Source organism: Williamwhitmania sp. (assembly GCA_035529935.1).
GTDB lineage: Bacteria > Bacteroidota > Bacteroidia > Bacteroidales > Williamwhitmaniaceae > Williamwhitmania.
The window spans coordinates 1-13868 of record DATKVT010000121.1 but is presented as its reverse complement, the minus strand read 5'-3'; the positions used below and the strand labels follow the sequence as shown (position 1 = coordinate 13868).

At 45.6% G+C, this 13868-nt stretch carries 12 protein-coding genes; 4 read left to right on the top strand and 8 right to left on the bottom strand.

From position 1 onward, the window contains the following. Nucleotide 1: 1 nt before the first annotated feature. From VMW01_09260 to VMW01_09250, 3 genes are all read right to left on the bottom strand, one after another. The gene (locus VMW01_09260) at nt 2–820 is read right to left on the bottom strand and encodes a rhomboid family intramembrane serine protease (protein ID HUW06439.1); all 819 of its coding nucleotides are present in this window, start codon (nt 818–820) and stop codon (nt 2–4) included. Between the two features lie 159 nt (nt 821–979). After that, nucleotides 980–2809 (bottom strand): DNA mismatch repair endonuclease MutL, encoded by a 1830-nt coding sequence (mutL, locus tag VMW01_09255; GenBank protein HUW06438.1) that lies wholly within the window; start codon nt 2807–2809, stop codon nt 980–982. Between the two features lie 13 nt (nt 2810–2822). Next, the gene (locus VMW01_09250) at nt 2823–3110 is read right to left on the bottom strand and encodes a hypothetical protein (protein HUW06437.1); all 288 of its coding nucleotides are present in this window, start codon (nt 3108–3110) and stop codon (nt 2823–2825) included. A gap of 138 nt (nt 3111–3248) precedes the next feature. On the opposite strand from VMW01_09250, the gene lpcA reads away from it, so the two are divergent. The 3 genes from lpcA to VMW01_09235 are packed head-to-tail and all read left to right on the top strand — an operon-like array spanning nt 3249 to nt 5917. Next, nucleotides 3249–3839 carry a D-sedoheptulose 7-phosphate isomerase gene (gene lpcA / locus VMW01_09245; protein HUW06436.1) on the top strand — a complete coding sequence of 197 codons (591 nt, stop codon included), beginning with the start codon at nt 3249–3251 and terminating at the stop codon, nt 3837–3839. Nucleotide 3840: 1 nt separating this feature from the next. Next, on the top strand, nt 3841–4497 hold the full coding sequence (locus VMW01_09240) for a hypothetical protein (GenBank protein HUW06435.1): 657 nt from the start codon (nt 3841–3843) through the stop codon (nt 4495–4497). After that, nucleotides 4484–5917 carry a DUF5723 family protein gene (locus VMW01_09235; protein HUW06434.1) on the top strand — a complete coding sequence of 478 codons (1434 nt, stop codon included), beginning with the start codon at nt 4484–4486 and terminating at the stop codon, nt 5915–5917. Before VMW01_09240 ends, VMW01_09235 begins: the two co-directional genes overlap by 14 nt. A 340-nt stretch (nt 5918–6257) precedes the next feature. Here VMW01_09235 and VMW01_09230 read toward each other — a convergent pair whose 3' ends face one another. Continuing rightward, on the bottom strand, nt 6258–6983 hold the full coding sequence (locus VMW01_09230) for an SOS response-associated peptidase (protein ID HUW06433.1): 726 nt from the start codon (nt 6981–6983) through the stop codon (nt 6258–6260). 542 nt (nt 6984–7525) lie between these two features. On the opposite strand from VMW01_09230, the gene VMW01_09225 reads away from it, so the two are divergent. After that, entirely contained in the window at nt 7526–8233 is a 708-nt protein-coding gene (locus tag VMW01_09225) for a pirin family protein (GenBank protein HUW06432.1), read from the top strand. A gap of 11 nt (nt 8234–8244) precedes the next feature. On the opposite strand, the gene VMW01_09220 is transcribed toward VMW01_09225, so the two are convergent. The 4 genes from VMW01_09220 to VMW01_09205 form a co-directional block, all read right to left on the bottom strand. Continuing rightward, nucleotides 8245–8868: a ribonuclease H family protein gene (locus VMW01_09220; GenBank protein ID HUW06431.1), complete on the bottom strand. Its 624-nt coding sequence runs from the start codon at nt 8866–8868 to the stop codon at nt 8245–8247. 351 nt (nt 8869–9219) lie between these two features. Further along, nucleotides 9220–9777: an isoprenylcysteine carboxylmethyltransferase family protein gene (locus tag VMW01_09215; protein HUW06430.1), complete on the bottom strand. Its 558-nt coding sequence runs from the start codon at nt 9775–9777 to the stop codon at nt 9220–9222. 253 nt (nt 9778–10030) lie between these two features. Then, nucleotides 10031–11839 carry a hypothetical protein gene (locus VMW01_09210; GenBank protein HUW06429.1) on the bottom strand — a complete coding sequence of 603 codons (1809 nt, stop codon included), beginning with the start codon at nt 11837–11839 and terminating at the stop codon, nt 10031–10033. Nucleotides 11840–12177: 338 nt separating this feature from the next. Further along, complete coding sequence (locus VMW01_09205) at nt 12178–13716, bottom strand: carbon-nitrogen hydrolase family protein (protein ID HUW06428.1); 1539 nt, start codon at nt 13714–13716, stop codon at nt 12178–12180. Between the last annotated feature and the right edge of the window lie 152 nt (nt 13717–13868).

Genomic DNA, 13868 nt, shown 5'->3' with positions numbered 1-13868 from the left:
GCTAGTAAAATGTTTTAGTGGTTTTTTGCCAATACTTTATGAGGAAAAATCCGAAGAGCATACCACCTAAATGCGCAAAGTGAGCTATGTGGCTTCCTGGTTGCGAAAGGCCAAGAAAGAGTTCAATGGCACCATAACCAGCAACAAAGTACTTCGCCTTCATTGGGATTGGTGGAAATATAAGCATCAACTGCGTATTTGGGAAAAGCATGCCGAATGCAAGCAGCACACCAAAGATGGCGCCCGATGCTCCCACTGTAGGAATGTTAACCATCATGGTTATTAGTTGGTTAGCAGCATCTTTGGCCTGTGATGCAAATACAGCACTATGCTCATTGCTGAGCCAGCCTGCAGTTATCTGCTCATAAATCGCATTTCGATATTCGGGGAAGTGATGTTGAACAAAGGCATCAAACGCTTGCGGCCCAAAGGAGTTCATCATCGCAGTGTAGTCGTGAAGGGTAGAGGAGATGAGCAGGTAGTTCACAAAGGTTTGCATAGCGGCAGCACCTAAGCCGGTTACCATGTAGAATATGAGAAATCGCTTGCTTCCCCAAACCTGCTCTAGTATCCTCCCAAACATCCACAAACCGAACATGTTGAAAAAGATGTGCTCCCACCCTGCATGCATAAACATGTGGGTGATAAACTGGTATGGCCTGAAGAAGGTGGATCCAGGATAGAATAGGCCAAGATACTGCGTGAGGTCAATGCCTGATTTTTCAAGCACAAGCATTGCCAAAAAGAGTACCACGTTAATAAGAATAATGTTCTTTAGAACAGGTGGGGTTGAGGAGTATCCTCTGCTAAAACCGTTCATCGCAATTTTTTATGGTAAACAATCAAAATGGTAAAATGATTCACGAAATTACGTTCAATTTATTAACCATCCAAGCTGCACTTAGGGATGTAAGCTCTCTTTAGCTTTAAGTGTGCTCCTGCATGAGAATTTGAAATACGAGGAATAGGAGACGTTCGATTATCTAAGTCTCTTTTCCAGCTCCTCCATGCTCAGAATGGTTACTGTTGGCTTTCCGTCGGGGCTGAGGCCCGGTTCGTTACAGCCAAAGAGTTTATCGATGATGTGCTGCATCTCACCAACCGATAGATACTGCCCGTAGCGTATGGCGGCTGCTTTTGCCATGGAGGATGCCAGTACCTCCGACTTGCTCCCAAGCAGCGCGTTTCTATTCTCCTTTAAACCCTCCAGCAGCTTCTCAATCAGCTCCTTTGCATCGGTTTCCACTAGGTCGACAGGCTTGGCCGAAACAGCCACCGTATGGTTGCCTAAATCCCCAATTTCGAAGCCCAGCATGGCCAGCTCTTCCTCCATTTGCATGATGAGCAGGTGGTCGGACGGAATCAGCTGGATGGTCTGAGGGAAGAGTTCCTTTTGTGACACCTTCAGCCCACGGTTGAGCCCCTGTAAAAATTTTTCGTAGAGAATTCGTTCGTGTGCTCGTTTTTGGTCAATGAGCATCAACCCCGACTTTACCGTGGTTAGGATATATTTCCCTTTTATTTGGAAGTAACTTCTTTCGGGGGCAGCCTGCTCAAATAGCTTTTCTTCCCGAGACATTTGATGTTGTTCCTCCTTTTTTAGTTCAACCACTCCTTGGTAGAGGGCCTCCCAACCTTGAGGAACATCTTCTCTGGGTGGTCCGGATTTTCGGAACTGAACTTCTGACGCAGGAGGACGGGTGTCGAAGGGGTTAAATTCTGGATTTATGTCAACTTGCGGCATTTTAAAGTGGGTGGTGGAGGAGATCACAGGAATCTCCAGCCCTGGCTCTGTGTTGAAGTCGATGGAAGGCACAACGGCAAACTTTCCTAGCGACTCCCGAACACTGGCGTGCAGAATTTGCCAAATAGCCCTTTCGTCCTCAAATTTTATTTCTGTTTTTGTTGGATGAATATTGACGTCGATGGAGGCGGGATCGGTTTCAAAGTAGATAAAGTAGGAGGGAACCGAATCGGGCGTGAGCAGCTGGTTGTAGGCGTTCAATACAGCTTTGTTCAGGTATGGGCTACGGAAGTATCGGCCGTTAACAAAGAAAAACTGGTCTCCCGATGTTTTCTTGGCATACTCCGGTTTTCCAATAAATCCACTGATTTTGATGATTGAAGTTTCGGTTTTAATGTCAATAATGTGGGTGTTGAGTTGTTTCCCGAATAGCCCGGATATGCGCTGGCGTAGGTTACCTGAGGACAATGCAAAAAGCTGCGTTTCGTTGTGGAAAAGCGAGAACGCTACCTGTGGATACACCAGCGCCACCCGCTCAAATTCGGTGATAATGTGCTTTAGTTCAATGGGTGTCCCCTTGAGGAATTTTCGCCGTGCTGGAATGTTGAAGAAGAGGTTCTTGATGATGAAGTTGGAACCGGCTGGGCAGCTTACGGGTTCCTGCTCTTCAACCTTCGATCCGCTAATGCGCAGCATGGTACCCACCTCTTCGTCGTGGCGGCGAGTTCGTAATTCCACCTCGGCTACCGAAGCAATGGATGCTAGCGCCTCACCCCTGAACCCCAAGGTGTGAATGGCAAATAGATCCTTGGCCTCTCGGATTTTTGAGGTGGCATGGCGCTCAAACGACATCCTAGCGTCGGTGGCGGTCATGCCACAGCCGTTGTCAATTACCTGAATGAGCCCTTTCCCGCCATCTTTCACCACCACGGTAATGATGGTGCTTCCGGCGTCTACCGCATTTTCCACCAACTCCTTAATGGCTGAAGCCGGGCGCTGGATTACCTCTCCTGCGGCAATTTGGTTCGCCACCGAATCGGGCAAGAGCCTTATGATGTCGGACATTGAACGATTGCGGTTAGGTGAAGAGTATCCAGTAGGCTACCGCCAACAGAATGGCTATAATAATCAATACCCTGAGTGGCGATTGAATGGTGGCCCGTTCCTTTTTTTTGAAAAAGCCTCTCATGGCTCCATGACGAAGTGCTTCACCCGGGATATGTTCTATATCGGAAATATCTAGCCCCCTCTCCATAGCCAACTTTTTTCTGCGTTCTGCCATCTCCTCCTTCTCCGGATCGTAGTAACGTGGCACATAATTAAAACTCTTGTGCTTCGGAAGTTTAAACATTCTTGGAATTCCCATGGCCTTTGCTTTATCTTTGTGCAAAGTTAGGATTTTCACCAATGGCGCACAACTATATTTTGAGCGGTGCGTTTTATAGGTGGTTTCTAGGTTGATTTATTGAAAATTTTATACTCCTTACCGAGCAAATTTTAAAGTATGATTGATCCTATTTTACAAGTTCGTCAGAACTTTCAGGAGGCTAGGGATGTGCTGGAACTGTTCATGTCGGAGAGCCAAAGTTGGGAAAGTATTGAGAAGGCCGGAAATTTAATGGTTGAGGCCATTGAAGATGGTCATAAGTTAATTTCATGCGGGAATGGTGGCTCCATGAGCGATGCCATGCACTTTGCAGAGGAGCTCTCAGGTCGTTTTCGTGGTGATAGGCGTGCCTTGCCAGCCATTGCCATTAGCGATCCCTCGCACATTACATGCTCTGCCAACGATTTTGGTTATGATAAGGTGTTTGCTCGTTTTGTGGAGGCAATTGGGAGCAAGGGTGATGTGTTGGTTGCCATTAGCACCAGCGGTAACTCCGCCAACGTTATGGAGGCATGTATTGCCGCCCGCCAAAAAGGAATGAAGATTGTTGGGCTTACCGGCAAGAATGGTGGTAAGTTGGCCGGGATGTGCGATGTTGAAATTCGGGTACCTTTCTTTGGCTTTGCCGATAGGGTGCAGGAGGTTCACATTAAAATTATTCACTCGCTGATTCACTATATTGAGATGAAGTTGGGTTTAACACAGTAAAATGAGGTGTGGCTTAATCACCATCCTAATTGTTGCAATTATTTCTGGGTGCTATAAGGACATTGAACCAATTCCCAATAGCACCCACCTATCTCCCTCTTTGTCGTTCCCGGTTGGACAAACCGAATTTTCTGTTGCTGGAAACTTTACTACCTTAGGCCTACCCGAGATTAATCTAACCGATTCGGTTCCCTATTGGGCTCACTATCACGCCTTAGAGTTTACCGACCAGGTGGCACTCGACCTGTCGGAGGTGTACAAGCATGACTCTTCTATCACCTACCTCGCATTTAGGATAAACGTTTGGAACCAGCTGCCAGCCAGCGGCACTTTTCAGGCTTACTTTTACGATGCAGCCAACCTGCTGATAGATTCACTAAGTCATTCTGGGCTATTGGTTATTCCAAATGGCAGCATAAATAGTGTGGGAGAAGTTCTTTCTGAGGGTTACCTTAAAACGGATATCCCCATCACTCCGGATAGAATTACACTTTTAGGCAATGCAACCTTGCTCGAAATTCATTCAGTAATTAATCTCGACAGTGTTAAACCCATCGACTTTCAGTGGTTCGATTCGCTTAAGGTGAAGTGCCAGCTGGGCGTTAGAGTAGACTTCGACTTTGAAACAACGGCATCCATATTGGGTGGTAGCAGCTAGGGCCACTCTGGTGGCATTGCTATTGCTGGTTTCGTGCAAGGTATTTGCGCAGCAGGATAATACGCTTTTTTTTATGCACAGCTTGCCGCAGAGCAACATGGTGAACCCTGCCGTGCAAATCGATTGCAAATTATTTGTGGGCATTCCCCTGCTCAGCTCAATCCATTTTAATGCCAACTCCACAGGCTTTTCCTACAATTCCTTCTCTCCAGGTAGTGCATCAATCGATTTGAATAAGGTAACCAAGGGTTTATTCTGGTGGGATTATGTTACTGCCGAATTTCAATATAACTGGCTTGCTTTGGGCTATCGACCAAACGAGCGCGACTACTACAACTTTTCGATCACCGAAAAGGTGGATATGAAACTCTTTTTTCCTAAGAAGTTGGTTTTGCTGGCTCGGGATGGAAACACCCCTTATGTGGGCGATGAGTTTACTGTTCGAAATCCTGGTGTTAATGCCTTTTACTACAGGGAGTTTTCCTTTGGCTACTCCCGAAAAATGGATAGTCGATTAACGCTTGGTGCGCACGCAAAGGTGCTCTTTGGAATGGCTGGTGTTTTCACTCGTAGGAGGCCCATTCATTTGTCAGTTGATGGTGCTACATACAACCTCAATGCCGATTGGAATCTTCGTGCCGATGTGGCAGGACCCATGACCATTGGTAAGGATGCAAACGGTTATGTCAATAGTGTTAGTGTTGGTTCAGTTTCACCAACGGCCTTTTTGCTGAACTTTCGGAACGTAGGCCTTGCCGGAGATTTTGGTTTCATTTACAAAGGCGATGTGCTTACTTGGAGCGGTAGCGTTCTCGACTTGGGTCTTATATACTGGACTGCACAAACCCATCGATTTAGCCAGAATGGAAACTTCGTTTTTTCCGGTGCCACTCCTGCAAATGGTGCCGACCCCAATGCCTACATCTCCATGCTGAGAGACTCGCTCAACAATCAGCTTCGGGTAGAGGAGACCAATGGGGGCTTTATTACTTTTCTGAACCCAAGGGCTTACTTTGGAGCTACCTACCCACTGCGTGACCACCTGAATGCAGGAGCCTTGGTTCGAACCGAACTATATCCGGGTCGGCCAATTGTGGGTGCTACGGTTTCGCTCAATGCCTTTGGGTGGAAGGGCTTTTCGGGCAGCGTTTCCTACTCTGCCATGAATGGTTCGCTGAGAAACGTGGGGCTTGGATTTGGATTTGGCAGCGAGACTTTCAAAATCCACCTTATTAGCGATAACGTTTTGGCTTTTTTCTACCCCACAAGTGCACGTAATGCAAATATTCGGTTTGGCATGCACCTCATGTTTGGGTGCAGTGAGAAGAAGCAACGGCCATCAAAATCAAGTTACAACGGTTGTGGTTGCTTTTGGCAGTGGGACGAAGGTCAGAAGCGTCGGGCGGCGGGGGTGAAGTAGGTTATAATATAGTGACAGGTGACAAAGTGACGAGTGACTGAAAAGTGAAGGGTTACAAGGTGACGAGTGACAAAAAGGTGACAAGTTACAAGGTGAGCAGTGACTAAATGTTACAAGTGACAGAAAGAATTGGAAGACTGAAGACCGGAAATTTGAAGAGGTGCTGCTATCTACAGCCTTAACTCCTCTGTGTAACTTAGTGAAAACACCGTGCAACTCAGTGAAACTTTAACCGATCCGGCAGTTGCCGGTAAGTTCAGCGCAGCTCAACCAGAAACTAGGAATCAGAAACTAGGAATCATCCAGTGCTGCGGATAAACTATAACCAAAATCGGTCTGTCTATTCAAACAACCTTCCCTGCTGCGGTCTATAGGGTTCAATAATTTCCGGAATATTCCGGCTTTTACCTGAAGCCAGTATGTCAGGATTAATTTGATGAGCCTCCAGCATTCCATCTTCTGCCGGTTTAAGTAGGGCAAGGGCATTCTTCTCCTCAGTGGAGACGTCTAGCCACTTCTCCATTGCCTCCATGGACAATACCGCCGGCATGCGACGTTTGATGTTGTGAATTTGTGCCATTAACGCATTGGCTTCGGTGGTGATGATGGAGAACGATTGATGAATCTTTCCGTTCTCAGGATTAATCCACTGGTCGTAGAGGCCAGCCAAAGGTAAAATTGGATTATCTTTTGGGAAAATGAAGAACGGTATTTTCTTTCTGCCCTCTTGCTGCCATTCGAAGAAACCTGTGATTGGGATGATGCACCGCTGCTTTTTAGTGAGGTTTCTGTAGGATGGTTTTTGTGGCAGTGTTTCCGCTTTTGCATTAAGTGTAAGGTTGCATAATTTGGCAGCCTGCTCCTCATCCTTGGTGAAGTTTGGCACTAATCCCCACGACATTAGCTGGAATTCATCCCTCTTTTCCGCTGCAATGATCGGCAATTTTGGGTGTTCAAATCCACTAATAAAGTAAAGTGGGCTCCACTCATCACCACGTCGGAAGGTGGCTCCGAAAAGCTTTTCACCAACGACTTTCCTAAAGGTGAGCGACGCGTAGAAACACATATATTTTTATGTTGATTGGTTTAAGGAGATACCAAAGTTATGCAATCCATCGCATAACTTTAGATTGTAAGAAATTTTGTGCCAAAAAAATTCTCTTTGGCATGAGGTTTGCTTGTTGAAAGCCAGAAATTCGATCAAATTATTGTTGATTGAACGCAATTTTATCATCAATTCGCAGTTTTACTAAACGGAAAATAAATAGATTTTTTTTAAGTGCCAATTAAACTTTTTTTGCAATTAATTGTCTTTATATTTGTATAAGTCACTTAATTGTTTGAGTGTAAGTTCTTTTAAAGATCAAATTGTAGAGCGCAATCGTTTGTAATTTAGATATAGGGGGGCGTAGCAACAACAGGTGCAACTTATTCACTTAAGGTGCGCAAAGTAAGGTTTAGGGACCCTTGGTTTTTGGTTTACGCCCCCTTTCTTTTTTCTTCTTCAACCAAACATTTTTATTATTGTTTCTTCCATAAATCCAGCTAATGGTTTTTGCCATATTGCTAGGGTTTAAGCATTGTTTACTTATAAATGTGAGGAAGAAAATGAAAACGATTTTTCATAGGGCAAACCAGCGTGGACATGCTGAGCATGGCTGGCTTTCGACATACTACTCCTTTAGCTTTGCCGATTACTATAATCCAAACATGATGGGCTTTGGTCTATTGAGGGTATTGAATGATGATACCATCCAGCCGGGAGAAGGCTTTGGACTTCACCCTCACCAAAATATGGAGATAGTGACCATTGCGCTACAAGGTAAGCTTGAGCATAAGGATAATACCGGTGGCGGTGGCGTAATTGCCCCTGGCGAAATACAGGTTATGTCGGCAGGAACAGGTGTTTATCACTCCGAATTTAATGCTTCCAAAGAGGAGCCGGTTAGCTTGTTGCAGATTTGGGTGATGCCAGAAAAACTTGGTGTTCCTCCCAGATATGATCAGCGGAAATTCGATACCAAACTGTTTCAAAATTCCATTTACAACGTGGTGGCGCCCAAGGGTTCCGATGGTCTGTGGCTTAACCAACAAACGTGGTTTTCGCTATCGCAAATCGAAAAGGGGAAGTCGGTTGCCTATGAGGTTCATCGTGAGGGAAGTGGAGTATATTGCTTTGTAATAGAGGGGTCCGTTACGATTGGTGATGCTGAGCTGAATAGGAGGGATGCGCTGGGCGCGTGGGAAACATCTCAACTTGAGATTACTGCGCAGCAGGATGCCTACCTGCTTTTTATCGAAGTTCCAATGGCGTAATTGGTAATTACCTACCCTTTCCTCCCAAAATCGGCTGGTATTTCTCCCCACGACTCAGTTTCCCACTTAAGAACTTGGGTTTTGTAGGTGTGTTCCTTAAGCCACTTCTCTGCTCGCTCAATAAGTTGGAAGAGTTCTTCGGTGGCGGCGGTTCGCGCTAGCTTTGTTTTACACTTCTTGCCCTTAAGCCAGGCCATGGCGGTTCTGGAGTCGGTGTAGATTGGGTTGGGCAGCCCTTTTTGCTTTAGCAGCGCAAGTCCATGTACAAGGGCCAAGAATTCGCCAATGTTGTTGGTTCCCAGCGGAAATGTCAAATGAAAAACCTCTTCGCGGGTCTTGGTATTTACGCCTCTATATTCCATTACCCCGGGGTTGCCGCTGCAGGCTGCATCCACGGAGAGGCTCTCTGCAATAGGTTTTTCTCCCGATGGTAGTTCCTTCTTTTTGGAAGGTCCATTCTTGCCAATAAAAGTCCATGGGTTTTTAGTGAAGGCAAATTCGGCCTGACTCTGGTTGTCGAAGGCCATATACTGGGCACCCTCAAAACCAACAACCTGTTTCTGACAGGCATCCCAACTGGCGTATACTCCAGGTGTTCGTCCCTTCCAAACCGTGTAGAACTTCTTTTTGGGCATGGGTTAATTTTCTTACAAAGGTAGGCAAAATGGAAGTGCTCCACCAAAATATGCCATAAACTGTTTACAGAATCAATCCATCCTCATGTTCGGAGATTATGAACCTTGAAAATTTTGCTGTTTTATAGCTATTCTGGCACGTATAGCACTGTTGAACCAATAATTAGGTTATGGATTGCTCTTCGTTGAGTGCTGCTCGAGACGGTGAGCAGCGAAATCAACCCAAGAGATGCCTTTAAAATAAAACGAACAACGGCCAATGGAAAGGTAATATTTCTGGTGAAATCGGTGTGCTTCTTTTTGTTGAGTTGTTTTGATGACGGGGCAACGAGGTAGGCAAAACTAGAAAACTTAGTAAATCCAAGGCACCAACCGGTAGGTTTTTAACATATAGGTATGGTAATCTTCACCAAACTGGTTCAGCAGCATCCTTTCCTCAATGCGTATACGGTAGAGAAAGGCAGCAGAAACGAGAACACCTATTGTAATGAGGCTTGCCCAGCTGTTGAGCGATAAACCAAAGCCAATGAAGGTGAGTATGGCACCGGAGTAGGATGGATGCCTTACTGTTTTATAAATACCATCCATCTTAATTTTATGATTTTCCCTGATGGTGACATTAACCGTGAATAGGTTGCCCAGCGACCAAACGGCATAAAAGCGGAACGCCATGCCTGCCACAATTAGTCCTAGTCCAACATATTGCACCACCAGAGTAGAGTTAATGGGGAACTTGTTGAGAATATAAAACATTACTCCTAGCGTGTTGGCAAGGGCAATGGTTATCCATATCAGTGAAATGGATCCCTTGTCCTGTCCCCTTTTATCTTTCTTGCCCGACCGCATTAGGGAATTAAGCAGAACCTCAGAGGCAAACCATGCTGTCCAAACTGTAATAAAGATTGCCATGTTCTTTTGGTGTATGGAATTTTAATTTTTGTTGTTCTGAATAACCATCTCCTCGCTTATAAGCTGCAAACTCTTGCTAAAGAGATGAGGGTTGCATTCCAAATATAGGATTTTTATTTGCGCAGCTGTAAGTGCAGTAAGGTGCCAAGATCAATCTCTAATTGGCTGAAATAGGTACACCAATCTAATACCTAAATTTTATAGGTTGTTGATTGGTGTGTGATGGTAAATGTTTGGCTAGTTATGCGATAGATTATTGCACCACCATGAGTTTTTCTACTTCGGCATGCATTTGGATTAGTACCTTTTTGCTCTCCTCAAGATCGTTTAGAATATTCTGCTTTGTGCTCTTGAATTGTTCCTTAAGGCCACTAAACAGGTTGCTGTAGTATTCAATTCCCTCCTGGAGATTTTTTTCAAAAGCAAGAAGGTGGTTTCCCTGCTTGTTGTTCATCGATGTTCTGGCCTCTTCAATTCGGGTTTTGAGATAGTCGATGTAGATTCGGAGTTCGTTAACAAACATGTTGGGACGGTCGGTTCGGGTTATCATGTTGGCACGGCCATAAATGTGGTCGGTGATATTTGCGAGGCTCATCTTTTTGGAGAAGTAGGCCATGTTTGGGCCGGGACATACAGATACGCCAACCCCTTCCACCTTAGTGCTGAGGTGGTTTACAAGCAATGCAGAGGTTCCCAGCCCAACGCAGAGGCACGATTTTTCAACTATTTTGTTGAAACGCGGCTGGTATTCTTCTGGTGAAAGTCCTTCCTTGTTAAGTTCCTCCAACTTCTTGGTTTGGTACCTTCGCGAGGCGGTGCAAATGCCCTTTTCCGTAAATTCGTTGTTCAGTGCAATGAATTGTTTTGGGCATGGACTTCCCGGTTTTCCTTGGCTAATGTAGGATAGCCTTTCAATGTCTTTGGTGTTGCCTCGGAGGCTATTGAATGGTACCCCGAGTGGCGAAATGTTGCTCAGGAAGAGGTCATCCTCCTTGGCGGCAGCCAACTGATTGAGCGTATTGTCGTCGATGGTAACAACTTCGGGGACGAGCAGGAATGGCGTTCCCCAACCCACAGAGTCGAGGTTGTAGTGCTCTATTAAAAATTCATGCTCCTCAGCTGTTCCAACGCCTCCTTGCGCAGTAACGCGGAGCGGCAGTGGTGCTTTCGGTATTGTATGGTTTTTATCGGCGAGCGCCTTCACAAATACTTCTTGCATGGCTTGGATTAACTCCTGACGCTTGTCACGGAATTCGGCGAGGATGGGACCCATGAGGAAGCCGTCGGTGGCAAAGGCGTGACCGCCACAGTTCAACCCCGACTCAACTCGATATTCGGAAACCCAAAGTCCCTTTTTTGCGAGTACCTTACCCTGAATTAAGGCTGAGCGGTAATCGCTCACCTTTAAAACAATCTTCTTTTTCATCTCCCCACTTTCGTTGGGGTAGAAGTCCTCGAACTGCTCCATGTAGTTGAAAAGGCGAGGGTTCATTCCTGCTGAGAGGATGATGGAGGAGTGCAGGTTGCTGGTGGCAAACCCACGAAGTGCTGCGTGTGCGTCGTTGAACTCCACGGGGAGCTTTTCACCGTTCTTGTAGTTGTCCTTATCAACCTTGGTCATAATATTTACGTCGATGCTACCCAAGGATAGGTTCTCCTTGAGCCATGCTTTAATTTCGTCGACGTTGAAATACTTGGCCGTACGTTTCTTAAACTCCTGCTTGATGGTGGAGCTGTCGGGCATCATGCTGAAGTAATCCTTTATCTCCTGCTTCTTTTCGAGGGTGACATTCTTCAGCTCCTCTAGCTTCTTTTCAGCAATAGTGTTGATGAGGTTGAGGTAGGAGGATATTCTTTTGGCGCGGAAATCCTCAATTTTATCGGTGATCTCCTGGTACGCAATGGCATATTTGCTGCAGTAGAACTTACGCATATGCTCAATGAGGATGTCGTCTACAAGTGAAATTACGGAGTCGATACCAAACGGTGAAACGCGCAGTGGGGTGTCTAAAGTGTAGGCAATTCCCATTACCGGGATGTGAAATGAATGCGGCCTTATCATAGTGATATTTTTTACAAATTGTTGGTAATATGCTCCCTGTGGCTCGCTATATTATGGCTACAGGTGGCATTGTTAATGCTCTCTGCGGAGGATGACATTGCTACTGTCTACCAACTGAGGCGATAACGGCACTGTTGTGTGTTTCCATCTCATTCGTGTGTGATGTTAACATTGTTGGGTAAGGACCGGAAAGTGCCTAATTCGACGTTACAGAAAACATGCAAAGGTAGTAAAGCTTTTTGCATGGCATCCGAAGTCCTAATTTTTTAGCAGTTTCAATGGTGTGTTACTGCAAAGAGTTACTACGAGATATTTTCTCTAATAGTTGCGGCTAATGGCTACGCATTTTTCGCAATAACTCTTTTTAGCTCATAGAGGTCTTTCCTACGATCCTTAAGATTTCTTACACTCCCAAGTTGATTTAGCTCCCGCAGCAGATCTAAGTCCACATCGGCAATAAGAATCATTTCGGTATTTGGCGTTGTCTCTGCCTTTATGCCATTGGCAGGGAAGGCAAAATCGCAAGGTGTGAGAACCATGGATTGGGCATACTGTATATCCATGTTGTGAACCTTTGGAAGGTTACCCACGCTACCTGCAATGGCAACGTAGCACTCATTTTCAATGGCCCTTGCCTGTGCACAGTAACGAACTCGGGAGTAACCATTTTGGGTGTCGGTTAAAAAGGGAATAAAGAGGATGTCCATACCGTCGTCGGCCAGGAGTCGGCTTAGCTCTGGAAACTCGGAATCGTAGCAAATTAGAACCCCAATCTTACCACAGTCGGTATCGAACACTTGTAGTTTGCTTCCACCCTGCAAGCCCCAAACTTTTGCTTCATCGGGTGTTATGTGTAGTTTTTCGTAACGTTCCACCGTTCCATCCCTACGGCAGAGGTATCCTGCATTGTAGAGCAAATTGTTCCTTATTTCGGGCATGCTGCCGGAGATAATGTTGATGTTGTAGGATACAGCCAACTCGGAAAATTTCTGCACAATGTTGTCGGTGTGTTTTGCCAACTCTCTAATGGCCTCTGGTTCCGAGAGGTGATTGTTTTCGGCCATCAGTGGCGCATTAAAAAACTCAGGGAATAGGGCAAAGTCGGATCGGTACCCAGAAACAGCTTCCACAAAATACTCCACCTGTACCATGAGCTCATCTAAATTTTTGTATGGCCGCATTTGCCATTGAATCAAACCAAGTCGAACGTTTTTCTTTTTGGTGGTAGCCTTTTTTCTGGGCTTCTCATAGTAAATATTGTCCCACTCCAGCAGCACAGCAAATTCACCCGAAGCCTCATCGCCCTCCAGGTAGCCTTTGAGTATTTTGGTCGGGTGAAAATCGTTGGCGATTTGAAAGTTGAGCACAGGGTCGTGAATCTCCTGCCTTTTCACCTTTTCAATGTACTGCTTCGGGGTAAATTCGTCAGAAAACTTATGGTAGTTTGGAATTCGGCCACCAAAGGCAATGCCTCTAAGATTAAGCCTTTCGCAAAGCTCTTTGCGGTAGTCGTATAATCTGCGTCCAAGCCTAAGTCCGCGAAATTCAGGCTTAATAAATATTTCGATACCGTAGAGCACATCCCCCTCGTTGGTGTGGGTGCTAAAGGTGTAGTTGCCGGTAATATCCTTGAAGGTGTGGCTGTTTTCGAAGTTGTCATATTCCACAATGATGGAGAGCGCACATCCTGCCAGCTGGTTATTCACCTTTATTACTACCTGACCTTCGTGAAATTGGTCGATAAGGCTTTTTATTTGGGATTCTCTCCAGTACGCCCCTGGCATGCTGGGGTATGCTTTAATCATAGCCTCTTTCAGCTCTAGGTAATCTTCGGGGGTCAAATATTTTAGCTCAACATTTTCAATTTCTGTGTTCATAAACCTTCTATTTAGTAAGTGAATACTACAGGTATCATCTTTTTCGACATCAAGGTTCATTACTACAGTGCCAGAATTTGCCAAGGCTTAGCTAGAAAAAGGGTGCCTAACAATGGCTACTCCACAATGTAGCGTGGAACCTCTGAGGGAAG